A 26,080-nucleotide genomic window follows, 5' to 3' on the forward strand; every position below is an offset into this window, starting at 1 on the left:
CCGGCCGGTCGATCGTCCCCGAAGAGTAACCGTCCGTGATCACGGTGTCGCGGCGGTCGCCGGGCCGGTGAACACTCGCAGGCGGATCAGTTCGTCCCGGGTCCAGGTGGCCAGCCGGTCCGGGTCGCCTGATTCGGGCCGCAGCCGGATCGGCGTGCCGCAGGTCCCGTGCCGGGCCGCGAAGCACAGCGCCTCCCGGACCTCCCGCGCGGTCAACGGCACGATGTGCCTTCCCGGACCCGGCCGCACCATCGGCTTGGCCGCCATCACGGCCGCAGTGGCCTCGTCGAGGGTGAACTGGTGTTCCACGGACACCGCCACGAACTCGTACGGGTGCGGCCGCGGCACGGTCGCCGGGTCGGAGAACAGCCGGATCCGGACTAGCTCGGCCTGTACGTCGTCGGCGAGCCGGTGCCGGCGCGCGCCCGGCCGTTCCCTCGCCTGTCCGCTCACGACGTCCCGCAGCGCCGCACGGACCCGGCGGACGGACAACTCGCCGACGCCCCGGAGCGGATCACCGCACCCCGCCGCAAGTATTCCGGTGACCGCTTCCTCCAAGGTGAACCGGTGTTCCACCCGCACTGCCACTCGCTCTGCACCATCGACCACCCGTCGCGCGAAGACCACGGGATCGAGAGGACCACAACGGGCCGGGAGGTTCCGTTCACCGCTGAACGCACACCGTGCCGCTGCGTCGAACGTTTCGCCGCCGAATGGCCGAACCGGCCGAAAATGTTCCGCCGTGCTGTTGGTGAAGAACTGAAATAGCGATCTCCATGTCAACCGTGAACTGCGACGTCGGTTGTGGTTCGTTCAGGTGACCACCTCCGCCGCACCCGTCGGTTTTGCCCGCTTTCCTGGCCCTGGTGGCCCGTTGATACTTCTCGTGGTGCCCGTTCGTACTCCGGCGGCCCGCGGGTGATCTTGTGCGTTTTGCGCCGGTTGATCTAGCGTCCTGATTCGGTGAGTTCGCCGTTTCGGGTGATCCATGCCGTTCTTGCGGTTCGGTCGTGCGTTTCCTGTTCCATTCAGAGCTGTTCACTTGGTGTTTTCTTTGGGGGGATCGTGCCTGCCTTGCGGCGTGCGTTCGTGCTGGGCTTGTCGGCGCTTCTGGTGTTGTCCGGTGTGCAGGTTCCGGCAGCGGATGCGGCCGCCGCGCCCGTTCCGTCGAATCCGGTCGACTATTCCTATGACGCCGCGGGACAGCTCAAGGGCGTGACCCAGGCGGGCGGGTCGACGGGCCGGTACAACTATGACGCCTCCGGCAACCTTGCCTCGATCGATCGGTACGCCTCGTCGTCGGTGTCGATCACCAGTGTGGTACCCGCTCATGCGCCCGCGGGCGCGGCCGTCACGGTGTCCGGCACCGGATTCGCCACCACGGCCGGCGGGAACACCGTCTCCTTCAACGGCAAAGCCGCGACGGTCACGTCTGCAAGCGCCACGTCGTTGACCGTGACGGTGCCGGCCGGTGCGACGAACGGTGCGGTGACGGTCGCGACGCCAGCCGGGTCGGCGGGCAGCCAGCAGGCGTTCACGGTGGATGCCCCGGCGGGGGTTCCGGTGGTCACCGGCTTCAGCCCCGCAGTGGTGACGGGCGGCGCGACGCTGACGATTTCCGGTTCCGGTTTCGACACCGTCGCCGCGAATGATGTGGTGTCCGTCGGTTCGGTGCGCGCCAAGGTGAAAACGGCCACGGCAACGTCGCTGGCAGTCGAGTTGCCTGATTACGCGGCGCCCGGACCGGTGACGGTGGAAACGCCCGGCGGGGTGGGCACGAGCACGGACGACCTGGTCGTGGCGCCGCACGGGTTCGCTGCGTCCGCGGTCGCGACGACGCCGAAGCTGAATGCCGACGGCGCGCCGACGGTCGTCACGATTGCGAACGCGGGCAAGATCGCGTTGCTGCGTTTTGCGGGGAAGAAGGACCAGCGTCTCACCCTGGGGTTGACGGGTTCGACCTTTCCCACGGATTTCGGCGTCGGTGCGTTCACTCCGTACGGGGCCAAGTTCGCGCGTGCGCAATATGATCAGTTCTGGGCGGTTTCGAAGCTGAACGGGGGATACGAGCTTCCGCCGTTGCCCAGTACGGGCATCTATCAGATCGCGCTGACGCCCCCGGCCGCCGGCGCGGGTTCGGTCACGGCCACGCTTTCGAGCCGGATCGCCGGTTCGCTGAGCATGACCGGTGCGGGCACGAAGGTGAATCTGGCCAAGCCTGGCCAGCAGGCAGAACTGTCGTTCCCCGCGGTCGCGGGCCAGCATCTGGACCTGGGTTTCAGCGGTTCCACGTTCGCGCCGGGCTCGGCGGTGACGGCGGAGATCCGCGAGCCGTACGGGGTTGCGCTGCAGTGGTCGCCCGGCACCACGCGTGGTCAGATCCGCTTGGACGGGAACGGGAATCTCGATTTCACGGCAGCGGAGACCGGTACGTATTCAGTGGTGTTCGGTGCCGCGGATCAAAGCACCGGGTCGATCACCGTCACGGCTTCGGTCGCCGCGGAAGCGGGTCCGCTCGAAGCCGGTGTGGACAAGACGGTACAGATCGATCGTCCGGGCCAGGATGCGCGGCTGACCTATGCCGGTACCGCGGGGACGGCGCTGAGTCTCGATTTGACCGGCTATGGCTTCGATTATCTTCCCACTCTCACGGTCACCGCACCGGACGGTTCGGTCGTGTCCTCGGGAATCGTCGCGGATTTCCACTGGGAAGTCCCGGCGCTCCCGGTCACCGGCAATTACACGATCACGTTGGACACGTATTCCGGTACCGGCGCGTTCAAGCTGCGGCTCACCACCATCCAATCGGCGGGAACGCTCAGCGCGACCGATGCCGCTACGACGGTCACGCTGGCTCAGCCGGGACATACCGCGGTGTCGTCCTTCGCGGCGACCTCGGGTCAGCCGGTGTCCTTGGCGTTCTCCGGCTGGACCTTCCCCGCGCCGGCGTCGTTGTGGGCGCAGGTGATCGGCCCGGACGGCAAAGTCGCGGCCCGCATCTCCGAGACCCGCTCACTGAGTTCGTTTTTCTTCACCCCGGCCGCCACCGGCACGTTCCGGCTGGAGTTCTCCCTGAACGACCCCACGAGCACCGGCGCGGTCACGGTGACGCTGTCGAACGAGAAGTCCGGCGGCGCGCTCGCGGTGGGGGACACCAAGCAAGCCGTCGCCGGGCGGGCGGGTCAGGGCACGAGGTTCACCGTCGCGGGTACCGCCGGGCAGCACCTGAGCCTGGGCTTTGCCGCCATGGCGTTCGCCCACACGTTCCGTGTCCAGGTGGTCGGCCCGGACGGCTCGGTCCTGCGTGACGGGAACCTGACCGAGTCCCAAGTCGACCTGGATCCGTTGCCCGCCAACGGGACTTACCAGATCGTCGTCTACCCGTACGCGGAGACCGGCAGCACCCAGCTGACGCTGGAACAGCGCGTCGACGCAGGCGCCATCGCCGTCGGTGGCGCGGCCAAGATCCTCACGATGGGCAGCCGGGCGCAGCTCGGCGAGACCGCGTTCACCGCGGCCGCCGGCCGTCGGCTCAATCTCGCCCTGACCGGCTCGATGTTCCCGGCCGGGACAGCGCTGCGGGTGCGGGTGCTCGGCCCGACCGGGGCCGCGATCGTCGACGACCGGATCGAACAGGGCGGCGTGGGGGTCATCGTCCCGCCGACCGCGGGGCAGCACCGGATCGTCGTCACTCCCGAAGGGTTCGTCACCGGTTCGGTCACCGCGACCCTGTCCGAGCCGATCGACGCGGGCGCCCTCCAGCTGAACGCGGCCAAGACGCTGTCGTTCCCGCGGGTCGGCCAGGAAAACCGCGTCCGCTATTCCGGGACCGCGGGGCAGCGGCTCTCGCTCAACGTCACCGGCGGCGCGCTGCCCTACTATCCGTACTACACAGTGTCCAAACCGGACGGTACGGTTCTCGCTTCCGGTCCGAGTGCGGCGTCGACCCCGCTGCCCGCGCTGCCGGTGACCGGCAGTTACGAGATCCTGCTCAGCCCGTACTCGGCCACCGGCACCGCCACGATCGTGCTCGCCCCGGCCACTGCCGCGGCTCGATCCTCGGCGCAACCCCGCGCACCGGCACCGCCTGCCGCGACGCCGTCGCCCGGACCTGGCGCACCGCTTCAGCGGCTCAACGCCGACGTGCTGCCGCACCGCGCACCGGGCGTGCCGTCCGGTTTCCAGCAGCCCGTGCCGGCCGCGGAAGCCGGCGGGCCGAGCTGGACCCCGGACAAGGCGAATCTGTCCGGTAAGGACTGGACCACTCATCGCGCCGCGGTGTCCACCGGGCAGCCCGCCGCACTGAACGCCCCGGCCGGCACCACAGCGTTGTCCGGTCGCGTGCAGAGCCTGGACGGCCGCGGCCTGCCCGGCATCACGGTCTCGATCGACGGCACACGCGGCACCAGCGATTCCACCGGCAGGTTCCTGCTTTCCGGTGTCGGGGCCGGGCACCGAGTCCTGCGCGTCGACGGCACCACCGCGAACGGCCCGAAGGCGTCGTTCGGCCTGTACGACATCGGTGTCGACGTGGCCGAGGGCCGCACCACCGTGCTGTCCTACCCGATCTGGCTGACCGCGCTCGACACGGCGCACACCGTCAAGCTCGAATCGCCGGCCAAGCGGGAAACGGTCGTCACCAACCCCGCGATCCCCGGGCTCGAAGTGCGCCTGCCCGCCGGGGCGGTGGTCCGCGATGTGGCCGGCAAACCGGTGACCGAGCTGGCCATCACCGCGATCCCGATCGACCGTCCGCCGTTCCCGCTGCCGAACTCGCACGTCCCGGTGTACTTCACCGTCCAGCCCGGCAGCGCGTACGTGTTCCCGACCGGCGCCCGCGTGGTGTATCCGAACTACACCAACGCCTCGCCCGGCACGGTGATGGACTTCTGGCACTACGACCCGGCCGGGCGCGGCTGGTTCGTCTACGGCCACGGCAAGGTCACCGCGGACCGCAAACAGGTCGTGCCCGACGCCGGCACCGAGGTCTACCAGTTCACCGGCGCCATGCTGATCGGGCCCGGCACCGCACCGCCGCCGCCGGTCGCGTCGAAGCCCGGCGGCATCGTCAGTGCCGCCGATCCGGTCGACCTGGCCACCGGCCTGCTCACCGGCACCCGCACCGACCTCGCCGTCCAGGACACCCTGCCGCTGGCGATCAACCGCACCTACCAGCAGGGCGACACCGCGCCGCGCACCTTCGGCGTGGGCGGCGATTTCGACTACAACATGTACCTCTACTCCGACCGGCAATGGCTGGACGGGCAGCTGATCCTGCCCGACGGCGGGCGGGTGCGGTACCACCGGATCACCCCCGGCGGCACGGGTTCCACCGATTACCTGGACGCGGTGTTCGCCGCGGACCCGACGCCGACGAAGTTCAGCGGATCCGTGCTTGCCTGGAACGGCAACGGGTTCGACGTCCGGCTCCGCGACGGCACCGCCTACGTCTTCGGTGAAGAAGCGCCGCTGCAGGCGATCCGCGACAGGTTCGGCAACACGATCACCATCCACCGCGCGACTGCGGCGGCCGATCCCGACGGCAGGGTCCGGAACAAGGGCCCGATCACCCAGGTGACCTCGCCGAACGGCAAATGGCTCGACCTGTCCTACAACAACGACCACGAACTCGCCCTGATCGGTGACAACACCGGTCGCAAAGTCTTCTACGGCTACGACTCTTCGGGCCACCTGAATCAATTCGTCGACGCGGACGACAATAGCACCACCTACGGCTACGACGCGCAGGGCAGGCTGGCCACGAGCAAGGACGCGCGCGGCACCGTCTTCTCCACCAACACCTACGACGCGAACGGACGCGTCACCAAGCAGGCGAACGCCGACGGCACGTTCTTCAAGATCGACTACACCACCGGCGCCGCGGGCAACGTCACCGAAACCCGGCTGACCGACCCGCGCGGCACCGTCCGCCGCCTGACCTTCAACGCCGCCGGTTTCACCACCAGCGACACCGCGGCGTTCGGTACTCCACTGGCCCAGACCACCACGATCGCGCGCGACCCGGCCAGCAACGTCGTCACCAGCACCACCGACCCACTCGGCCGCCGGACCGACTTCGGCCGCGATCCCTACGGCAACCTCACCAGCGTCACCCAGCTCGCCGGCACCGGCAACGCCCGCACCGCGACCTTCACGCGAGACGGCCCGTTCGACCAGATCAGCCGCCGCACCGACTGGCAGAACGCCGCCACCGTCTACGGCTACCTGCCCAACGGCGCCCTGCACACCGTCACCGATCCGACGGCGCGCACCACCACCGTCGACACCCTGGAAAGCGGCCAGGTCAGCAAGGTCACCGACAACCTCGGCCACGCCACGCTGTACGGCTACACCCTCGGCGAGCCCACCAGCGTCACCGACCCATTGGGCCGGACCTCGAAACAGGCGCTCGACGGCCTCGGCCGCGTCACCAGCAGCCGCGACCCCACCGGCGCCGCCACGACCGTCGCCCACGACCAACTAGACCGCATCGCCTCCGTCACCGACCCGTTGGGCCGCACGACCTCCTACAGCTACGACCCCAACGGCAACCTCCACACCGTCACCGACCCCCGCCAGCACACCACCACTTTCGAGTACGACCCGCTCGACCGGATCAAGTCCCAGACCGACCCGCTGGGCCGCCAAAGCACTTTCGGCTACGACGCCGGCGGCAACCTGTCCACCACCACCGACCCCCGCGGCAAGACAACGACGGCCGACCACGACGCCCTCAACCGCACCACCACCGTCCGCTACGGCGTCACCCCTTCCGGCGCGGAAAGCCAAACCGGCTACGCCTTCGACGCCGGCAACCGTCTCACCTCGGTCACCGATTCCTCTGCTGGTACTACAACGTTCGTCCCCGACGATCTAGACCAGCTCACCAAGACCACCACCCCTCAAGGCCAGGTCGACTACACCTACGACCCGGCCGGCCGCCGCGCAACCATGACCGTGGGCGGCCAGCCGCAAACCGTCTACGCGTACGACAACGCCGGCCGCTCCACCAGCGTCACCCGGGGCAGCACGTCTGCTGTCACCGCCTATGACGGTGCCGGCCGTCGCGCCACCGTGACTTTGCCCGGCGGAGTCGTGCAGACCTACGGCTACGACAACGGCGACCAGCTCACGTCGATCGGCTACACCCGAGGCACAGCTGTTCTGGGCGACCTCACGTATGCGTACGACAATTCCGGCCGCCCCCTGCACGTAGGTGGTAGCTATGCCCGCGCCACCATTCCGGCCCCCTACGGCCCCGCCACCTACGACGATGCCAACCAGCTCACGAGCGGCGGTCACACCTACGACAAGGCCGGCAACCTCACCTCCGACGGGACTACCGGGTACACCTGGAATGCCCGCGGCCAGCTCGTCGCCTCCGCGAAGGCCGGCCAGACCACCAGCTATGCCTATGACGGCCTGGGTCGGCGCATCGGCAAGACCGTCGCTGGCTCTACCAAGAGCTATCTCTATGACGGCCTCGATATTGCTGCGGAGCTGTCTGGTTCGGCGGTTAGTGCTACCACCCTCACTGGTGGTCTTGACCAGGTCTTCGTCCGGACTTTCGGGAGTAGCACTCAGTCGCTGCTTACCGATCGGCTTGGCAGCACTGTTGCTGTGGCCGATGGCAACGGTGGTGCCACTGGCGAGTACACCTACCAGCCGTTCGGGGCAACGACTCTGGCTGGTACCGATAACGCCAACCCGACCCGCTTCGCCGGACGCGAGGACGACGGGGGCGGGCTTTACTACAACCGCGCCCGGTACTACTCGACCGGCGACCAGCGGTTCCTCAGCCGGGATCCGCTGGGTTATGGTGGCGGGGATAGCAATCTTTATGCCTATGTCGGCAACGGGCCGACGGACCTGGTCGATCCGCTGGGCACGAAGCCGCAGGATCTGGTGCGAGTCGGGCGCTGGATGGGACTTCAAGAATATGACAAAATGATTAGTACCGGCAGGGTTCAAGAGGGAGCGGCTGGAGTGACTTATGCGGCTGAGCCCGCGACGCCAGGGGCCTTTGGGCGACAGGCTGCGCCTGGTACCGGCTATGTCGAGTTCGACGTTCCTCGGGAATCGATCTTTCCGGCGGGTAAGCCAGGTTGGGTAAAGATGTCGACGCCAAATGGTTTTCCCGGGAGAATGGCAAAGAAGAAAGGACTCCCCGTTCCTGATTTGCCTTTTGTGAAAAATATTAGCGACTGGATGGGGCCAAAAGGTGAGTGAAGAAATTGTATTCAACGAGGTGGTAAAGTGGGTTAGGGAGAACCATGGAATCCTTTCTGGAAAGGGCTTCTATGTTCGTGTTGACTGGCCTCGCCGTGACCGTCTCAATAGATCAATATCCGTCTCCGTTGACTGCGCGAACATGATTGGTCAGCTAATCTTTTGGGAATCTGGCGACGCTCAATTGATGCGAGGGGATGCCGAGTCGGACTTTGATGAAGATCAAACACTTCGAATTAGGACTTTGCGGGATTTTGAACAGGCATTCGATGAACTAGTTTCTTGGGCCGCACGGGGCAGGGGTAAGGGTAGGGATCTCTCGAGTTGAAAGCCTTGGCGCGTGTATTGAGGTGATCTCACCAACTTTCAGTTCAGTCGGCCGTGTTCGAAATGGGTGAGTACGAGTGCGGCGTTGACGGTGGTGCCGATTTTGCGTGGGCTGGTGGTGATGTGGCGGAGGGCGCGCCAGCGGCCGAGCAGGAGCGCGAAGGCGCGTTCGCCCAGGCAGCGCAGGCCGCGGAGCAAGGCGTTGTAGGTGCGGTTGTCCACATCCAGGATCTGGTTGCCGACGGGTTGTGTGACCGGGGTGTGTACACCGATCCCGGCGCCGGCGTAGCCGCCGTCGGCCAACGTGGGCAGGTCGAGCTGGGAGTAGGCCCAGTAGAGCGCACCGAGTACATGCTCTCGGGCTGCGGTGATGTCGTGGGTGGAGCCGGGTTCGACCTGCGAGCACCAGAGCGGGAACCCGTCGGGTTCCATCAATGCCTGGACGTTTCCGCCCTGTTCGCGGTGCTTGCCGGAGTACCAGGCGTCGATCTGCTCGCCTTTGACGCTGGTGGTCTTCTCGCCGAGCCGGTCGCAGGGGAACAGCTTGCCGTCCAGGATCAGGTGAGTCAGACCGTTGTCTTTGGCGCGCTGCAACGCTTCGTGCAGGTCCGGGGCTTGCGCGGCGAGCACCTCGATGACCTCGTCCAGATAGCGGTAGCCGGTCGCGCGGGAGATGCCGCAGTCCCGCGCCAGCGACGCCACGTCTCGGTCCTCCCGAAACCAGCGCAACCCGAACACCGCTTGCCGGAAGCAGGTCAGCGCGCGGCTGCGGCGCCGGGTGCCCCGCGCGCGACGCTCGGCGTTCAGCAGGCGGCTGAGGTACCGGGCATGTGCACGTGGCACGTCGAGCATGGCACGATAGGGGATCACGTGGAGTCCTTCGGGCGAAGATCACTTGTGGTGAGCGTTCTTCTACCAGGGACTCCACGCCCGTCTTCACACCGGATCCCCATGCCACCACATAGATCCGGCACCACCCGACCCGAACTGGTTCGATCTTGGTGAGATCACCTCACTGTTCCGCATGAATTCTGGAAGGGTCTGCATCTTTCTGGCCAGTAGCGCCGCGACCCGTTCAGCATTGCGGTCATACGGGATTCGTACGAGCATGACGAACCTTGTGGTGCGCTCGACCAGTGTGGCGATCTGGGATTTATTCCCCTTGCCGATAATGAGGTCACCCTCCCAAAATCCGGGCACCGCACGGTCGTCGGCCTCCTTGGGGCGCTCGCTGATGTTCACCATGTCGAGGCTCTTCCCCCTGGTTGAGGTCGCGCGGGACCGGTTGACCCGACGGGTCCGGCCCTGACGCAAGGCAATCGTCAGCTGGGTGCGAAGCTCGCCACGCGCTTGCAAATAGAGACACTCGTAGATCGTTTCATGCGACACACGCATCTCCGGATCGTCGGGATAGTCCTCGCATAGCCGTTGACCAATCTGCTTCGGCGACTACTGCTCCCGCAAGCCATCGTTCACGGCGTCATGCAGTCGCGGCGACGATTCCAGCTTCCGTTCCTTCGGTCGACGCAGATTATCCTCAGCTCGACGCTCCGCCTCAACGGCACGGTATTCCACAGGGCCACCGTTGCGATCGATTTCCCGAGCAATCGTCGAATGATGCCGCCCCACCTTCGCGATGAATCGAGCCGAACGATCTTTGCCGGGCGGACGTTCTGGGCTGCGGAGGTTAAAAGTGTAGACCGGGCCGATCGAGGGTAAGCGGCGTAACTGTGGTTGAGCTCGGTGTCCGGCAGCGGGCCTGACCCGGTCATCTGCCGGGGGGCGCTCGAGAAATGTGGTGATCAAGTTATCACCACATCGAGGGGCTTACCGGGGTAAAGTCTTGAGCAACTTCGATGCCATGGCTTGGATCGGCTGCCGGGGAGCGCACAGTGTGGTGGAAGACCAGAATCTCGCGAAGAATCCTCCTGGGATCCGCTCTCACGGCGACCGCCGCTGCAGGCACGGCCTGTTCACAGGCCGCGGTCGAGTCGCGCCAACGACGGGTCAGCGGGCAGAGCGGCGTGGTCACTCCTCCTCCGAAGGCGACAGTGCTCTCCGCCTTTGATCTGCATGTGGCGGACAAGGCGGGTTTGGCCGAGCTGTTCGAGCGTGTGAGCCGAGTACCGGCGACGAAGGCGGAAGTGACTCTGGCGGTCGGCGCATCGCTGTTCGACGGCCGGTTCGGGCTCGGCAAACAAAAGCCGCGCCGGCTGAGGGAAATGCCGGCGTTCCCCAACGATGTCCTTGACCCTGCGCAGTGTGGCGGCGACTTGCTCGTCCAAGTGTGCGCCACGGACGCGCAGACGGCGCGCGAAGCTGCCGAGCAAATCAAGATAGTGGCAGGCGTGAGTCCGAAGTGGAGTATCAACGGATTTCGCGACGAGAACTCGAACACCGTCGACGGGCGGCCGTCCACGCGTGACCTCTTCGGGTTTCGTGAAGGGGCGGGGAATCCGGATCCCCGGGACAGCGAGCTGATGGACCGGCTCGTTTGGGTGCAGCCGGGCGGTGAGGAGCCGGAGTGGGCGGTCGGTGGCACGTATCAGGTCGTGCGGCTGATCCGGTTCGCGCCGGCGTTGTGGGATTCGGAGTCGGTGGCGCGGCAGGAAGCGGTGATCGGCCGTCGGAGGAGTGACGGGGCGCCGCTGGGGCAAGCGGGGGAGACCGCGGCGTTCGACTACGCGAATGACCAGAGTGGACAGACCATCGCGCTGGACGCGCACATCCGGCTGGCGAACCCACGGACGCCGGGCACCGAAGAACACCGGATACTGCGCCGCGGGTACTCCTACCGGCGGGACGGCGTGGAGCGTGACGAGGGACTGGTCTTCATCTGCTTTCAGCAAGATCTGGAACGAGGGTTCGCCACTGTGCAGCGGCGCTTGAGCGGGCAGGCGCTTGACAAGTACGTGCTGCCGTTCGGCGGTGGCTACTTCTTCGTGCTGCCCGGCGCGTCCGGGCGGGACGGTGACCACCTGGGCAAGGCGCTCCTTGCCGCCGCCGATGCCTGAGGCGGACGGCATCGGCCGATCAATGGGCCGGGCCGTCAGTTCGAAGCAGACGCCCGCCTCGGTGGAGTGATACACAGGCGCGCGCGGGGTCGGGCGGAAAATCGTTGACAGTAAACCTGCGGCGAGTGCCTGGTCACGAGGCGATGTCGTCGTCCGGCTCGGGTTCGGGGTCGAGCAGGCGGGTGCTGGCAGCCTGAACGAACCGCATGATCGCGGTGCGCTGGCGCAGGTTGAGCTGTTCGGCGAGGGGTTCGAGCCGGGTGGCGAACTCATCGAGGATGCCGGTTATCCGCGCGGTGCCGGCGTTGGTGAGTTCGATGCGCAGTCTCCGGCGGTCTCGGGGGTGCGGCAAGCGCGTGACCAGGCCGAGGTGACTGAGCTTGTCGAGCAGTTCGGTCATCGAGGCGGTGGTGATTTCGAGCAGTGCGGCCAGTTCGGTCGGGCTTTGCGGGCCTGCCAGCTGCAGCGAGGCGAGAGTGGTCAGCGCGCTGGGGCTCAGTCCATGCCGGCGACCGGCGCGGGCCCGGAACCGTTCGCCAGCCAGCACGAGGTTCCGCACCGCCAGGGTGAACTCCGGGTGCTCGTCCATGATCATGAGGTTACCATATTGCATGGATACCAGATGATCTGGAAACCATGCTATAGTCGCATGGGCTTGGGTCGCCATTCATGGCGGCAGCCGACGTACACGAGGTCGTCCGCCGGCATGACTGCGGTCATGCTGATTCGGCGAGGAGACGGCAGATCATGGTCGGCGGCGGGACTGGTCGCCGCCGAGTGCGGGACGCACGACCCACGGACAGGGCGCCGGGCATCCGCCCGGGTCAAGACCGGTTCGATTCATCGGGTGCGGGACGGGAAGTACGGCCGCCCAGGGTGGAAGGGCCATCCCGGGCTTCGGCGATTCCGGGCGGTCCGGCGCATCCTGAGCGGAAGGAACGCCGCCATGACCCAGACTGTCCGCTCCGCCGCCGAGCTGCGGTCCGCGCTGGAGGGGCCGGTGCTGGGCCCCGTCGATCCCGGCTATGACGAGGCCCGGTCGCTGTGGAACGGCGACATCGACCGCCGTCCGGCGTTGATCGCCCGGTGCGCGTCGGCGGCCGACGTGGCTGCGGCGGTCAAGTTCGGCCGCGAGCGTGGGCTGGAAGTCGCCGTGCGCGGTGGCGGGCACGCCTACAGCGGCACCGCGGTCTGCGACGACGGCTTGATGATCGACCTGAGCCGGTTGAACGCCGTCGCGGTCGACCCGGAGGCGCGGACCGCGCGGGTCGGCGGCGGTGCGACGCTGGCGGATCTGGACGCGGCCACCCAGGCACACGGCCTGGCCGTCACCGGCGGGGTGATCAGCCACACCGGTGTGGGCGGACTGACCCTCGGCGGCGGGATGGGATGGCTGTCCAGCGCGCTGGGGTTGTCGCTGGACAACGTCGTCGGCGCCGAGGTTGTGCTCGCCGACGGACGGATCGTGCACGCCGGACCGGAGTCGGAGCCCGACTTGTTCTGGGCGTTGCGGGGCGGCGGCGGGAACTTCGGCGTGGTCACCGAGTTCGTGTTCACGCTGCACCCGATCGGCCCCGAGGTCCAAGTGGGACTGTTCTTCTGGGACCTCGCCCAAGGCCCCGCCGCGCTGCGATTCTGCCGCGACTACATTCCGTCCCTGCCACGGCGGGCGGGTGTGCTGATCGCCGCGGGGCTGACCGCGCCGCCGCTGCCGTTTGTGCCCGAGCCGTTCCACGGCGTCGCCGGGCACGCCCTCGTGGTCGTCGGGCTGGACACCGCCGAGGCGCACGCAGCGCTGATCGATCCGGTCCGCCGGGCAGTCCCGCCGGGGTTCGAAGTGGTTTCCCCGATGCCCTACACCGCGTTGCAGCAGCTGCTCGACGACTCTTCCCCGTGGGGCATCCTCGGCTACGAGAAAGCCGCCGACCTCGACGAACTGTCCGACGAAGCGATCGCGGTGCTGGTCGAGGCGGCGGCGACCAAGACATCTCCGATGTCGTTCATGCCGATTTTCCGGCTGTCCGGTGCGTTCTGTGACGTCGGCCAGGACGAGACGGCCTTCGGCGGGTCCCGAACACCGCACTACGTCTGCAATCTCAACGCGGTCGCGCCCAGCCCGGATCTGCTCGCGGCCGACCGGGAATGGGTCCGCCGCACCTGGACCGCGCTGAAGCCGTACGCCAGCAACGCCGGCAGCTACGTCAACTTCCTCTCCGAACCCGACGCGGACCGGGTGCGCGCTTCCTACGGCCCGGCGACCTACGACCGGCTCGCGGCGATCAAAGCCCGCTACGACCCGGAGAACCTGTTCCACCGCAACGCCAACATCCGACCGGCACGCCAAGGAGGCGCATCATGACCCGAAAGATTGCCGACTGCCGCGACATGCCCAGTGAGAGCGGCTGCACCCTCGCCATCACCGGCGAGGAAGAGGAAGTGGTAGCCGCTGCCGCCGCGCACGCCGCTACGGTCCATGGTCACACCGACAACGAGGAACTACGCGCTGCGATCCGCAATGAACTCCGGGACGCGCCCTCCGAGGCCGCGCCCGGCGGGTTCGTGCAGCTCATCGAGTTCCGCGCGGACGCCCAGCGGATGGAGCGCTTCGACGAACTCGCCCAGCAGTGGAAACACGACATCGGAACCGACCGCACCGCAGGCTGGTTCCTCGTCGGGGCCGACCGCGACGAACCTGGCCGCTACGTGCAGATCGTGGAATTCCCCAGCTACGAGGACGCCATGTCCAATTCCAAACATCCGGCCACCGGCCGGATAGCCGCCGGGATGAGCGAACTGGTCGACGGGGAGCCCAGCTACCGCAATCTCGACGTGGTTCGCGCGGAAACACCCTGAACCACCGGGTAAGGGATTTGTCGCAAGCGAAAACGTCGGGCGCTGCCGCCGCACGCACGCGGCGGCCGACCACCGGTTGTACGAAAATGGGGCTGAACCCGCAGGTTCAGCCCCATTCGGTCGGGATGACAGGATTTGAACCTGCGACCCTCCGCTCCCAAAGACCCGGGCCGGAGGTTTCGTGGGTGTCCTCAGTCGCATACATGCTGGTCAGCGCAACATGAGCGAAGGCTGAGGCTCCCCGATAGGGGCCGAACTGAGACGGAAACTGAGACGGTGCAGTCCGCCTGTCGCTGGGGGCGCGAAGATGCGACAGACTAGCCGACGTGACTGAATTGGCTCTGACGGACGGACGTCGGCGAGCGCTTGTCGAGCTGCTCGACGACCAGGAACGCATGGCGAGCGAGTACCCCGGACTTAGCGAGTACCTGGAGACGGCGCCGCGGCTGAAGGGCAGCGGTGACGATGCCTTCGACGCGGCCTTCGATCTTCGACTCATCCACTTCATGGTGGACGACGAAGGTGCCTCCCCTCTGAACCCATACTGGGAGATCGTGCAGCCCCTGGTATCCGAGCGGGGAGGGCGCCGAGTCGCAAGCGCACCGGGAGGGCGCGGTAGTGCGCGTCTTGCGTACGCCCAAACGCTGCTCCAGTCGACCTACGCCTACGCGATTCCGTCCCCTGCGACGTTGGAATGGATCGCCGGGTTTTGCGGCGACCGCTCGTTGGTCGAGGTGGGTGCGGGGCGCGGGTACTGGGCAGCTCAGCTAAGCCGACTGGGTCTCATGGTTGATGCGTCCGACGTCGAACCGCCGGACACGGCGAAGAACGTCTCATTCGAGCAATCTGCTCACCAGCACGACGTCTTCTATCAGGTCGAAGCCACAGACAGCGACCGAGGGCTCAGTGGTGAGCAGACGGGCGCCGTCTTGTTCTTGTGCTGGCCGCCCGGCTGGGGAAACGAGATGGCGTCGGGTGCTGTGGCCAGGTTCGAGCAGCTGGGCGGTGATCGGCTGGTCTACGTTGGCGAGCCGAAGGGCGGGAAAACTGGTGATGACAGGTTTTTCGACATCCTTGCCGATCGTTGGCGCCTCTCCGAGGTCGACCCGAATTTCGTGTCGTGGTGGAACCTCGGCGATGTCGCACAGGGGTGGGTCCGTCGGTAAACGCGAAGCGGGGCGGAGCCCGGTTCGTGACCGGCTCCGCCCCGCTCGTCGGGATTTTCTTTTTGAATCTCAGGAATCGAGCACCATTCTGAACACGAACGATTCGTAGCGATCTCGCGGGTACGAGATGTCCGAGACCATGACCACTCGACCGTCGGCCGCCGTGAATTTCTGGTGGACCGTCTTGACCAGGTCGCCTGGGGTCGCGCGAAGCCACTCGGCGTGGCTGGGTGTCGGCAGTCGATCGGCGATAGTCTCTTCCAGGAACTTTGCCTCGGCGATCCCGGAAAACCCATCAGGCTGGAAAGTATCGGAGATGGAGACTGGCCGAGCGTCCTCCGAGGCCCTGGTGACTACGTGACTTAACGCTGCTCCGGGTTCGACCGAGAAGGTGTCGGCGAGGTCGGAAGTTGCGACAATCGTTTCTGTGAACCGTTCAACCTCAACGGCGCTCTTAGACTCACCGTCAAACGTGGACTCGGCCGATTCAAGCTGCCTTTCCGGCGAGACTCGAACCAGGTTGGGCTGAGCGGTGACGAATACACCGCGTCGGCGGATTGTGTTGACGAGGCCCTGGTTCTGGAGAAGCTCGATCGCCTTGCGCACCACGATGTCCGAAACCCCGTACCGGGTCGCGATTTCGGAGTAGCTCGGGAGCTGAATCCCCGCAGGCAATTCTCCGACCCGGATCTTCTTGGCGTATTCGCCGGCAATCGATACATATGCGGGTTCTGTCACCTAGTGATCCTTTCTTGTGTCGCTGTCTCGAAAAGGTCAGTCAGAGCATACACGGCTACGTATACATAGCGGCCGTGCCATGGATTGCGTCTCGGCGACACGGGGTGGCGTCGGCCGTACGGCGTGACTCCATGAACGCGGCCCGGCCCGCTGCCGTCACTCACTGCGTGTCTAAATCGTTACCTGATCTCTGTTTATGCAGGTCGGGACGCCTCTTGTGATCTCCCATTGCTGGCCAGACACCTGCTACGTATACGCAACGCTTGTACGTCTACGAAGTTGCGTATACGTTGGAGACGTCAGCGACTCCAGGAGAGTCGGCCAAGCCAGAAACTTGGGGCAAACATGCAGGTAGAACGAACCCGGCTGTACCGCGTGAGGACGGTGGCAGAGGGCTTTGACGTCTCCGTTGCGACGATCTACCGGGCTGTCGAGTCGGGCGCGCTGCGAGCGATCCGAATTGGCACCGGCAAAGGCGCGGTCCGGATCCCGGGTGCAGCGATCGAGGACTACCTCGCCGCGTGCGAGTCGGCCGCACCGGTCAGGCGTGACGGCGGAGCGACTGCTGCATCGCAGTTCGCGGCTGGGGGTGCGGCCTGATGCGTACGTTCTGGGCTGCCGTGATGGCGGGTGGGTTGATTTTCTTGGGGTCGGCTGTGGCTGGCTGGGATTCGAGGTCCGCGGTGGTGTGGCCGTGGCTGGTGGCGTCGGGTCTGTTGGTCGGGGTGTTTCGGCTGGTGGAGCTGACCCGGGGTAACGGCGCTCGGCTGGTGATGGGGACGTCTGGTTTGGTGGCCGTGGCGTTGTGGTTCGCGGTGACTGCGCCGGATGAGACCCCGGGTTATGGGTTGTGGGCGTGGGGTTTGGTGGGTGTGCCGGTTCTGGCGGTCGCTGCGGGGGTTGCGGCGCGTCGTCGGGGTGGGTCGCGTGGCGCGATTGGCCGGTGGTCGCGGCGGTCGCGGCGGAATGAGGGTGTGGCGTCGCGGTGGCAGATTTTCCGGGTGGCGTCGCGGTTCGCGATGCGCCGGAAGGCGACGGTGCTTAAGCCCAGCCTGCGTGAGGTGCCGCGGTGGCTGCGGTGGCGGACCCCGGTGACGGAGTACGCGTCGCGGATCGCGCGGGTTGGTGGGCAGGGGATCTGGTCGCCGGTGGAGGACGTGACGTTGCGGATGGGTGGTCCGCGTACGGGGAAGACGGGGGAGCTGGCGTCGCGGATTCTGGATGCGCCGGGCGCGGTGATCGCGACGTCGACGCGGACGGATCTGATTGACCTGACCGCGAAGGTTCGTCGCGGCAAGGGGCCGGTGTATGTGTTCAACCCGTCCGGGCTGGGCGGGCTGGACTCCACGATCACGTTCGACCCGTTGTCCGGGTGCGAGGACCCGGTGATGGCGACGCACCGGGCTGGGGATCTGCTGCCGTCGGCCGAGGACAACGCCGAGCGGGAGCACTGGGTGTCGCTGGCGCGCCAGGCGCTGGCCGCGTTGATGCACGCCGCGGCGCTGGGTGAGATGGACATGGCTCAGGTGCAGGCGTGGGTCGCGGACCCGGAGTCCGCGGCGGATGCGGTGCTGCGGTTGCTGCGCCGGTCGAGTGAGCCGACGTTCGCGACGGCGGCGCAGCAGTTCCTGACCACGAACGAGCGGACCCGGTCCTCGATCACGACGACGATCATGCCCGCGTTGGGGTGGCTGACCGATCCGACCGCGAAGGCCGCCGCGACGGGTGGCAGTTTCGATGTCGAGCAGCTGCTGGCCGAGACCGGCACCGTCTACATGATCGGCGCGGAGGAAGGCCACACCGCTCCGCTGGTGACGGCGTTGACCGCGCATATTGCGCGGGAGGCCCGGCGGATCGCGTCGGGCTGCCCGGGTGGCCGGCTGGACCCGGCGTTGACGCTGGCGCTGGATGAGGCGGCGCTGATCTGCTTGATTCCGCTGCATTTGTGGACCGCGGACATGGGTGGGCGCAACATTCCGATCCACATTGGTGCCCAGTCGCGGGCGCAGCTGATCGCCCGGTGGGGCGCCACGGGTGCCGCGTCGATCATGACGAACTCGGCGACGGTGCTGATCCTCGGCGGGTCGCGTGACCCGGACGACCTCAACGCCTACTCGATGCTCACGTCCGACCGTGACGAGGACGTGGACCAGAAGGACGCGGGCGGGAAGGTGACCGGGCGTTCGCCGCGGAAGGTGCCGGTGCTCTCGCCGGGCCAGATTTCCCAGCTGCCGCCGATGACCGCGGTGATCGTGCGCCGCGGGATGCCCGCGTCGGTGGGGAAGCTGCAGATGGCGTGGAAGCGCCGCGACGTCAAGGCCGCGGCCCGGACCGAGCGCCACGGCGAGGTGGCAGAGCGGTGGATCCGCCGGCGTGACGAGTTCGCGATCCGGGTCGCCGCGTTCGTCGACGGCCTGGCCGAGCAGATCGAGCCGTGGATGGACCGCGTGCAGACCTGGTTCGCCCGCCGGGCCGAGGCCCGCCGCGCCGCCCGCGGAGAGGTCGGGGGGCCGGAGCGCCGGGAACTGGTGCACGCCGAGGTCGAACGCCTGGACACCACCCCGGCCGAGCGTGAGGGGGAGCGGTGATGGACGCGTTCACGATGCCGCTGCCCGCGCTGCTGGAGACCGGGCACACCACGCTGGCGGCCAGCTACCGCGCCGATGACCCGTGGGCGATCACGATCGGGTTCGACGCTGTCCAGCCGGGCCTGAAGTGGACCCTGTCTCGCGAGCTGGTCGCCGATGCCCTCGTGTACGGGCAGGCGGGGGTGGGGGACCTGAACGTCACCGCGCGCGGTGACCTGGTGATCCTCGGCCTGTCGACCCCGGACGGTTCGGCCGCGGTCGTGCTGCGCCGCGACGAGGTCGCCGACCTCCTGCACCGCACCTTCGAGCTGGTCCGTCCCGGCACCGAACCCGCGTGCCTGGACTGGTCGGACATCACCGACTTCCCCGGGGTGACGCTGTGAACCCGGCGTGGAACCCGAATCCGGATGACTTGTTCGGTCCCGTGACTGAGGCCGAGCGGCGTGTCTGGCAGCTGCAGGCGCACGCGGTGCTGGCGACCGTGCTGACCTCTGCCCACGTGGCCGGGCTGCCGGTGCTGACCTGGTCGGTGACCGACCACGGGGTGCTGTCCGCGCAGATCGACGGTCACGGCCTGCCGGATCACCTGGTGCGTGACCGGTTCTCCGCGTGGGTCGCGTTTCTCGGCCTGGACGAGGGCTGGTTCCCGGTGCCGGGAGGCACGCGGACGCTGCGGGCGCTGGGCACGGTGCGCAGCCGGGACGGCCACACGGTCGCTCTCGCACTGACCGCCTCACCGACCGGCCAGGCGCCGGCCGATCCCGGCAGGCCCGACCCAGCCGGCGAGGGGTGCTGAGCCATGCACGTCCCGGAAGACCCGTGGGAGCTGCACGAGCACGTCACCCGCGAAAACGCCCGCATCGCCCGCGAACGCAAGGAGGCCAACCGATGACCGAGACGATCTACGCCGACACCGAGACTCTGGTCCAGGAGTTCCGCCGGCACGGGGATTTCGAGGACGGTTTCACCTTCGACTGTCGTTGGATGCGGGTTGATGCCGACGTGCGCGAGCTTCAGCCCTGGCTGAACGGCTTCTCCAGCAACGAATCCGCAGTGATCGAGCTGCACGCGACGATGCTGCGCCTGGCCACCACGCGCGTGGTGAACGTGCCCAAGAACATGACCGTCCCCGCGGCGGTCCTGTTCGGCCTGATCCGCGCGATCCAGCACGGCGCGGTGGCCCGCCGGGAAGTGCCCGCCGAGGTGGTGTTGCGCTGCGTGGCCCATGTGCTGGCCGCGGTCCACAGCCCGACCTACCTGCCGGACCACTCGCGCCACCTGGACATGGCGCGCTCCTGGATGGCGCAGGCCTGCCTGCACGCCGGGGTCGAAGGCGGTGCCCGATGAGCGCCGAGGACACCGACCCGGGGGCGCGGATCACGTTGTCGCGCAGCGCAGTGCTGGAGCTGTGCCGGGAGGCGCGTGCCTATGGCTATGCGTGGGGGCGGCTTGACGAGCACTGCGACGCGGTGGCTCGCCGGACGCGTGAACCGGTTGATCAGGGCGTGTTCGTCGAGCGGGTCATGGCCGGCCGGGAGGACGTTCTGCGGCGGTTGTGGCGCGAGATGCAGGACCACCGAGACAGCGAGGGAGGACACACCCGATGAGCACGGATAACAACGCGGCGAGCACCTCCTCCGGCAGTGGGGCGGGGGACACGATGCGCGCGGTCGCGGGTCTGGCGCGGGAGGTCGAGGGCCTGCGGATGGCGCTGGAGGCGGTCACGCCCCTGCCGGGCCAGGTCAAGACCCTGACCGCGCAGGTCGCGCCGTTGCCGGAGCAGGTGACGAAGCTGGCGCGGGTGGTGAAAACCCTGGTGGAGCAGGCGAACCCGGAGGAGGAGGGAAAGCGGACGCGGCCGTTGTCGTGGCTGGACCTGGCCGATGGTGACGACAGTGATGGCGCTGAGGCGGCGCAGGTCGTGCTGTGCGAGTTGTCGGCGTGGCTGGTGCGGGTCCTGCTGCGTTACCCGGACGCCGCGGCGGCGGTGCCGGAGTGCTGGTGGTGGCACCCGGATGTGGTCGAGGAACTGGTGTGCCTGATGCGGACCTGGCTTGCGGCCTATGTGGACAAGGACGCCACCGTCGGCCGCGCCGCGGACTGGCACGACCGCTACCGGCCCGGTGCGATCAAGCGGATCAAGACCGTGACGGCGAACTGCTCGCTGGAGATGCACCAGGACGGCGGCGGGCTGCACCGGCCCGGCCCGGTGGTGCCGGCCGGTTTGGCGCTCGCGCCGATCGCGTTGTGGTGGGGCAGCGACCGCACCAGCCCCGCTCCGGTACCGGACGGCGAGGTTGTGGCCGATGCCCGCGCCACCGAGGCCGCGCACCGCCGGAACGGGGGTGGCCGGTGATGAGCATCTTCGACCGCTTCCGCCGCAGCCGCCGCGCCGCCACACCCGCAGGGGACTCGCCGTATTTGAGTGGTGAGGCCCGGCAGCAGGTGTGGACCGAGGTCGCCGCCCGTCATGAGCAGCTCTTGCGGGACTCCGGGTTTCTGCCTGCCGACGCCCGCGCCGCGGCCGAGGCGTTCGCGACCCGGCACGCGGTGATCGAGCCCGCGGTGGCGCAGCGGATCACCGACGCGGGCTGGACGGCGATGAATCAGGCCTGGCGGGCCAGGGACTACGTGTCGGGCAACGCGGGATTCCGGCAGGCCGTGCAGGAGGAATGCGCCCGTGCCGGTGTCGCCGAGGCCGACTTCTACCGCGCGAACCCGGACCTGCTGCACATGGCGTGGCCGGACACGGTCGCCCGCGACGGCGACCAGCCGCCCGTGTTCGACCCCGCCCACGAAGGCGAACGCGAACGCGAGCAGGAGCGGGAGTACCAGGAATTCCTTGGCCGCACTGCCATCGTGGAGAACTCCGGTGCTGCCGGGATCGGCGAGAGTCACGACGCCGGACCGCGGCTCGACCGGGTGGCCGATGAATCGGCCGACCGCGAGGCCGCCGACCGCGCCGCTTACCACGAGGAAGCGGAGCGGGAGTACTGGGCGGAACGTCGCCGGGCCGCGGACGAGCTGACCGACGAGCAGGCCCGGGACATCCTCGCCCAGGCGGCAGAACTGGACCAGCACACGAGCGGATGCCAGCAGTCGGTGGAAAACTGCGCAACCTGCAGCGCGGAGGAACACGACAGCGCGGCGTATTTCTGGGACAGCGTCACCGCTGCCCACGACCGGCTTGCCGGGCTGACCGCCGAGCCGATCGGCGAGGTGGACGTCAACGACGCGCCCTGGCGGTGGAACACACCGGCGGTGTCGGGTGTGCCGGAGCGGGCACCGGAACCGGGCAGCTGGATCGCCCGGAACCTGCCGGCGTCGCCGAACCCTGCCCGGGACTCCGGGGAGATCGATGAGCTGTTCGACGATGACGGGGGCTGGGCGCAGCATCAGGCGGAATTGCGTGAGGACCGCGCCTATATCACCGCGCGGGCCGGACAGCTGGGTGTCGAGCAGGCCCGCGAGATCGTGCGGCAGGACGAGGACATCGCTGGGCACCTCGCGGGCTGCAACCTTGATGTCAGCCAGTGCGCGGCCTGTAGCGCGGAAGAGCGTGACGACGGCTCGTTCTGGAAGCTGGAGGTTCGCGCCGCGCAAGAGCGCCTCGCCGGTCTTCACACCGAGCCGGAACCAGAGCGCTGGACCTACCTGAACCTGCCCGGCGCACGCGCGGCGGAAGGCCCGGAACGCGACACCGATTTCGAACTGCCGGCCCGCGTCGAGGTTCGTGAAGAGGAAGCCGAGTTCCTGGGGCAGGCCTGGAACTTGGCTCGCCAGGGCCGGGAGTTCGCCGATCCGGACGACCGTGCTCGCCTGGCCGAGCCGATCGAGGAAAGCTATCTGCGGCAGGACGAGTTTGCTGCAGCGCTGAGTATCGAGGAGGCCTGCGCGATTCTCTCGCGCGCCGCCGAACTCGACGAGCACGCCGGTTCCTGCTCAGTGCCGCTGGAAGACTGCCCAACCTGCAGCGCGCAGCAACACCGCACCGCTGGGCCGTCCTGGTCCGCCCTCGCCGCGGCCTACACCCGCCTCGACGGTGTGTCCGCGGCTGAGATAGCCGCGGCGGGCAGCACACCGGGCGCACCCGAGCGGGCACCGGAACCAGGGAGCTGGATCGCGCGGAACCTGCCCGCCGGTGTTCCGGTGGTGCTGGATCGGGACTACGAGCCGGAGTTCCTCACGGCCGAGGAGGACGAGGCCGAGCAACTCGCCTACGACGCCGGTGACGCCGGGGTCGCGCCCTACACCGGGATGGCCGACGCGGTGCACCACCGCGGCCGGTTCGTCGCGCACCGGCCAGCAGTAGCGGACCCGGCCGGAACCGGGACGGACGAGGTGCTTGCCCGGATTGATGCGGTTCTCGCCGAGCCGGAGCCACCGCAGTTGGACGAGGAGCTGCGGCAGTGCCGCCAGGCGGTAGCTGAGGCCGAGGACGCGGCACATCGTGTCGCGGTCGAGACCGAGGACGCGGCGCGGGCGGAGCGGTGTGCCCGCTGGAACACCGATGACGAGGCCGGCACCGCCGTTGGGGTCACGGATGAGCAGGGGCAGGCATGAGTGAGGAAATGCTGGACGGAGTCCAGAGCGACCGGGAGTACTCGTTCGCCGAATTGCGGGAATCAGCGGGGGATCACCTGCAGAAGGTGTCGCTGTGGCAGGCCGAAGGCCTGTCACAGCGGGAGATTGGCGATCGCGTGTCGGTGATGCCGAGGCACGCACAGGACGCGGTGACCGCGTTCCAGCGGCTGTCGGCGGAAGGAGTGCCGGAGTGGGATGCCGAGGACGTGGCGACCGAGGTCGCGGCGATGCGGGCGAAGCGAGCGATGCTGGGCGCGCCGGAGCAAGCCGAGGTCGTGGCGCTGGAGTTCGATTCCCTGACCCGGGCGCTGCGCCGCGGCACCGGCCCGCGCGAGGCGATCGCCGAGTTCCGCGGTGCGGTGGTGGGCTGGCGCGGTGAGGGTGTCACCGGCGACACCGTGTTCGGTCAGGCGATCCTGGTGGACTTCGGCGGCGGCGACATCGTCCCGGACGGCCGCGAGATCGCCGGAATCCGGGAGACCGGGCCACGCCACGAGCTGCTCACTCCGCACGTGCACGCGGGGATCGAGGCCTACCTCGATGCCCGCCGCGCGGGCATGGACCTGGCGGATGCACTGGAGACGGTGCCGGACACCCACGGCACCGCCTACGCGGTGGCCGACCTCGCCGACATCGTGGACCACCCCGCCGACGACATCGATCCTGGGCAGGCGCGGGAGCGGGCGAGGGCGATGGTCGTCGCCGACGCCGCGATCGGGCAGTTCCTGTCGTTACGCGGGGCCGGGATGGACATCGATCAGGCCGCCATGACCGCAGCGGGTGGCGACCGCGTCGCGGTGCACGCGATCGGCTGGTTCGTCGCTGGCTCCCGCGCCGGCGCGAACGAAACCCTCAGCCAGGCCGACGCTGTGTCCGCCGCCGTCGCGGGCGCCGATGCCGAGAGGTACGAGGGATTGCTCGACCACAGCGAGGGTTTGCCCGGGTTCGCCCATGCCCGCGCCCGCGCTGCCGCCGCGCTCGCGGCCGAGGCCGACGGCACTGCACCCGCAGAGGGTGACGAGGCCGGGGTGGAAGCGGTGCGTCGGCACCGGTGGCTGACCGGGCACGGCATGGACCCGGCCACCGCGGCACGGCTGGCCGCGGTCGATGCCGCCGAGGAGCACGCGCAGCAGCGTCGCTGGGCACACCGCGACGCGCTCATCGAGGCCGAACACGTGCTCGATGCCGCGCTGGAGCGCCGTGAGGATCCGGCCGTGCACGAGCAGGCGACCGAATGCGAGCAGGCGATGGACGCCCTCGATGAGGCCCTCCAGCACACCGGCACCGGCACGGCTGGTGAGGACGACGCTGCGCGGGCCGAACGGCTGGCCCTCTGGAACACCGACGAACTGGCCGGCGAGCAGGCCGACGACGACACCGAAGGGTGGGGACAGCAATGAGCATCGACGGGGTGTCGACTCGGCGCGAGGAGGCCCGCGCCGATCGGGCCGCGCAGGCCGAGCAGCGCCGCGCCGACGACGCGGCGCGGCGCGCGGAGGAGCGTGAGGATCGGCGGCTGGCGTTCGATCAGGAGCAGGCCGCTGCGCGGGAGAAGCAGCAGAAACGCGACAAGCGCCGGGATGAGCGGAAGAAGTCCCGGGCGCGGCTGGCGAAGGCGGCGGTGGCCAGGGCGCGCGAGCACGCGCTGGATCTGCTGTTCGTGCCGGTGATCCTGGTACCGGCGATCCTGGCGTGGTCAGCGATGGCCGCCTACGGGCGGCAGGTGTTCGGCCCGGTCGGGATGCTGCTGCCGCTGTTCAGCGAAGCGGCGATGTGGGCGTTCGCGTTCGCGGTCACCCTCGGCGCTGGGCGCGGCGAGCCGACGGGCGCGCTGAAGGTCGGGGTGTGGGTGTTCGCCGCGGTCGCGGCCGGGCTGAACTTCCTGCACGGCTATTCGACCGGGAACCACTGGGACACCGGTGTGGTGATGGCTGTCGTGTCCATCGGCGGCGTCAGTGTCCACCAGTTGATCACCGCGCGGCCGTCGGCGGCGCGCGCGAGGATCCGGAACTCCGCTGCCGTGTCCGATCCGGCCGTTCAGCCCGAGGCCGTCCAGCCCGTCCCGGACGCCGCGCCGGTCGTACAGCCCGATCCTGTCCAGCCGCCCGCGTTGGACGCGTCCAGCGCGGCGGCAGCGAGTGAACGTACAACTCCGGAGCCGGAATCTGTACAGCCCGGCGCGGGCGAGGCGCCTGCCGAGGCGAAGGAGAAGCCGGAGCGTTCAGCGGCCGTGCCTGCCTCGCCGAAGAAGGACCGGGCTCGTGCGGACGCGCGCCTGCACGAATTCCACACCGGTCGGCTGCCCACCGTTGACGAGCTGATGAAGATTTCCGAGGTCTCCCGGGGCACAGCCGGAACCGCGTTGCAGGAACTCCGGCAGCAGCCCGCACCTCTCCAGCTCATCACCGAACACCGCACCCACGAAGCCACCTCATGACCACCGACATCATCACCACCTTCCTCAGCACATCCAGCCCACTCATCATCACCAGAACGCCACCACAGCAGACCAGGACAACCCCACGGCACTCACCACAGAACACATCACCAAGACCAACCGACAGACCACACCTATGCATCA

20 protein-coding genes are annotated in these 26,080 nt (G+C 68.1%); 15 read left to right on the plus strand and 5 right to left on the minus strand.

The genetic code is table 11. The annotated features are described in order from the left end of the window. Positions 1-39: 39 nt before the first annotated feature. On the minus strand, positions 40-588 hold the full coding sequence (locus D5S19_RS32705; protein ID WP_233573641.1) for a hypothetical protein: 549 nt from the start codon (positions 586-588) through the stop codon (positions 40-42). Positions 589-1,074: 486 nt separating this feature from the next. Between D5S19_RS32705 and D5S19_RS33470 the strand changes: the two genes are divergently transcribed. Continuing rightward, entirely contained in the window at positions 1,075-8,229 is a 7,155-nt protein-coding gene (locus tag D5S19_RS33470) for a TreTu family toxin (protein ID WP_158605451.1), read from the plus strand. A gap of 366 nt (positions 8,230-8,595) precedes the next feature. On the opposite strand, the gene D5S19_RS00980 is transcribed toward D5S19_RS33470, so the two are convergent. After that, positions 8,596-9,426 (minus strand): transposase family protein, encoded by an 831-nt coding sequence (locus D5S19_RS00980; RefSeq protein ID WP_120021428.1) that lies wholly within the window; start codon positions 9,424-9,426, stop codon positions 8,596-8,598. A 66-nt stretch (positions 9,427-9,492) separates the two neighbouring features. After that, complete coding sequence (locus tag D5S19_RS32725) at positions 9,493-9,951, minus strand: IS30 family transposase (protein ID WP_233573642.1); 459 nt, start codon at positions 9,949-9,951, stop codon at positions 9,493-9,495. Between the two features lie 629 nt (positions 9,952-10,580). Here D5S19_RS32725 and D5S19_RS00990 point away from each other — a divergent pair. After that, the gene (locus tag D5S19_RS00990; RefSeq protein ID WP_158605452.1) at positions 10,581-11,570 is read left to right on the plus strand and encodes a Dyp-type peroxidase; all 990 of its coding nucleotides are present in this window, start codon (positions 10,581-10,583) and stop codon (positions 11,568-11,570) included. 133 nt (positions 11,571-11,703) lie between these two features. Here the strand turns inward: D5S19_RS00990 and D5S19_RS00995 are convergent, their stop codons facing one another. Continuing rightward, a complete protein-coding gene (locus D5S19_RS00995; RefSeq protein ID WP_158605453.1) occupies positions 11,704-12,159 on the minus strand; it encodes a MarR family winged helix-turn-helix transcriptional regulator in 456 nt (151 codons plus the stop codon). Between the two features lie 357 nt (positions 12,160-12,516). Here D5S19_RS00995 and D5S19_RS01000 point away from each other — a divergent pair, with 357 nt between their 5' ends. From D5S19_RS01000 to D5S19_RS01010, 3 genes are all read left to right on the plus strand, one after another. Beyond that, positions 12,517-13,929, plus strand: a complete 1,413-nt coding sequence (locus D5S19_RS01000; RefSeq protein WP_120021431.1) for an FAD-binding oxidoreductase — start codon at positions 12,517-12,519, stop codon at positions 13,927-13,929. After that, positions 13,926-14,423: a DUF1059 domain-containing protein gene (locus D5S19_RS01005; RefSeq protein ID WP_120021432.1), complete on the plus strand. Its 498-nt coding sequence runs from the start codon at positions 13,926-13,928 to the stop codon at positions 14,421-14,423. The genes D5S19_RS01000 and D5S19_RS01005 overlap by 4 nt, the downstream gene beginning before the upstream one ends. Before the next feature lie 326 nt (positions 14,424-14,749). After that, complete coding sequence (locus tag D5S19_RS01010) at positions 14,750-15,589, plus strand: hypothetical protein (RefSeq protein ID WP_120021433.1); 840 nt, start codon at positions 14,750-14,752, stop codon at positions 15,587-15,589. A 69-nt stretch (positions 15,590-15,658) separates the two neighbouring features. Here D5S19_RS01010 and D5S19_RS01015 read toward each other — a convergent pair whose 3' ends face one another. Beyond that, positions 15,659-16,327 carry a GntR family transcriptional regulator gene (locus tag D5S19_RS01015; RefSeq protein WP_120021434.1) on the minus strand — a complete coding sequence of 223 codons (669 nt, stop codon included), beginning with the start codon at positions 16,325-16,327 and terminating at the stop codon, positions 15,659-15,661. Between the two features lie 345 nt (positions 16,328-16,672). Between D5S19_RS01015 and D5S19_RS01020 the strand changes: the two genes are divergently transcribed. From D5S19_RS01020 to D5S19_RS01065, 10 genes are all read left to right on the plus strand, one after another. After that, entirely contained in the window at positions 16,673-16,927 is a 255-nt protein-coding gene (locus D5S19_RS01020) for a helix-turn-helix transcriptional regulator (protein ID WP_233573643.1), read from the plus strand. Positions 16,928-17,328: 401 nt separating this feature from the next. Next, the gene (locus D5S19_RS01025) at positions 17,329-18,915 is read left to right on the plus strand and encodes a type IV secretory system conjugative DNA transfer family protein (RefSeq protein WP_147397299.1); all 1,587 of its coding nucleotides are present in this window, start codon (positions 17,329-17,331) and stop codon (positions 18,913-18,915) included. After that, entirely contained in the window at positions 18,915-19,298 is a 384-nt protein-coding gene (locus D5S19_RS01030) for an SsgA family sporulation/cell division regulator (protein ID WP_120021436.1), read from the plus strand. The genes D5S19_RS01025 and D5S19_RS01030 overlap by 1 nt, the downstream gene beginning before the upstream one ends. A 41-nt stretch (positions 19,299-19,339) precedes the next feature. Continuing rightward, positions 19,340-19,711: a hypothetical protein gene (locus D5S19_RS01035; RefSeq protein ID WP_147397300.1), complete on the plus strand. Its 372-nt coding sequence runs from the start codon at positions 19,340-19,342 to the stop codon at positions 19,709-19,711. Positions 19,712-19,803: 92 nt separating this feature from the next. Then, a complete protein-coding gene (locus D5S19_RS01040) occupies positions 19,804-20,262 on the plus strand; it encodes a hypothetical protein (protein WP_120021438.1) in 459 nt (152 codons plus the stop codon). Further along, positions 20,259-20,522, plus strand: coding sequence for a hypothetical protein (locus D5S19_RS01045; protein ID WP_120021439.1), 264 nt, complete (start codon positions 20,259-20,261; stop codon positions 20,520-20,522). Before D5S19_RS01040 ends, D5S19_RS01045 begins: the two co-directional genes overlap by 4 nt. Next, entirely contained in the window at positions 20,519-21,271 is a 753-nt protein-coding gene (locus D5S19_RS01050) for a hypothetical protein (protein ID WP_120021440.1), read from the plus strand. Before D5S19_RS01045 ends, D5S19_RS01050 begins: the two co-directional genes overlap by 4 nt. Then, a complete protein-coding gene (locus tag D5S19_RS01055) occupies positions 21,271-23,478 on the plus strand; it encodes a hypothetical protein (protein ID WP_120021441.1) in 2,208 nt (735 codons plus the stop codon). The genes D5S19_RS01050 and D5S19_RS01055 overlap by 1 nt, the downstream gene beginning before the upstream one ends. After that, complete coding sequence (locus tag D5S19_RS01060; RefSeq protein ID WP_147397301.1) at positions 23,475-24,899, plus strand: hypothetical protein; 1,425 nt, start codon at positions 23,475-23,477, stop codon at positions 24,897-24,899. The genes D5S19_RS01055 and D5S19_RS01060 overlap by 4 nt, the downstream gene beginning before the upstream one ends. After that, positions 24,896-25,936, plus strand: a complete 1,041-nt coding sequence (locus D5S19_RS01065; RefSeq protein ID WP_120021443.1) for a hypothetical protein — start codon at positions 24,896-24,898, stop codon at positions 25,934-25,936. Before D5S19_RS01060 ends, D5S19_RS01065 begins: the two co-directional genes overlap by 4 nt. Positions 25,937-26,080: the final 144 nt, after the last annotated feature.

It is taken from the genome of Amycolatopsis panacis (assembly GCF_003600245.1).
Taxonomy (GTDB): Bacteria; Actinomycetota; Actinomycetes; order Mycobacteriales; family Pseudonocardiaceae; genus Amycolatopsis; species Amycolatopsis sulphurea.

Coding starts and splice junctions, on each gene's coding strand:
- D5S19_RS01000 (WP_120021431.1), top strand. CDS start 12,517: ATGACCCAGACTGTCCGCTCCGCCGCCGAGCTGCGGTCCGCGCTGGAG.
- D5S19_RS01020 (WP_233573643.1), top strand. CDS start 16,673: ATGCAGGTAGAACGAACCCGGCTGTACCGCGTGAGGACGGTGGCAGAG.
- D5S19_RS32725 (WP_233573642.1), bottom strand. CDS start 9,951: ATGCGTGTGTCGCATGAAACGATCTACGAGTGTCTCTATTTGCAAGCG.
- D5S19_RS01005 (WP_120021432.1), top strand. CDS start 13,926: ATGACCCGAAAGATTGCCGACTGCCGCGACATGCCCAGTGAGAGCGGC.
- D5S19_RS01050 (WP_120021440.1), top strand. CDS start 20,519: ATGAGCACGGATAACAACGCGGCGAGCACCTCCTCCGGCAGTGGGGCG.
- D5S19_RS01060 (WP_147397301.1), top strand. CDS start 23,475: ATGAGTGAGGAAATGCTGGACGGAGTCCAGAGCGACCGGGAGTACTCG.
- D5S19_RS00995 (WP_158605453.1), bottom strand. CDS start 12,159: ATGGACGAGCACCCGGAGTTCACCCTGGCGGTGCGGAACCTCGTGCTG.
- D5S19_RS01045 (WP_120021439.1), top strand. CDS start 20,259: ATGAGCGCCGAGGACACCGACCCGGGGGCGCGGATCACGTTGTCGCGC.
- D5S19_RS01040 (WP_120021438.1), top strand. CDS start 19,804: ATGACCGAGACGATCTACGCCGACACCGAGACTCTGGTCCAGGAGTTC.
- D5S19_RS01030 (WP_120021436.1), top strand. CDS start 18,915: ATGGACGCGTTCACGATGCCGCTGCCCGCGCTGCTGGAGACCGGGCAC.
- D5S19_RS01055 (WP_120021441.1), top strand. CDS start 21,271: ATGAGCATCTTCGACCGCTTCCGCCGCAGCCGCCGCGCCGCCACACCC.
- D5S19_RS01065 (WP_120021443.1), top strand. CDS start 24,896: ATGAGCATCGACGGGGTGTCGACTCGGCGCGAGGAGGCCCGCGCCGAT.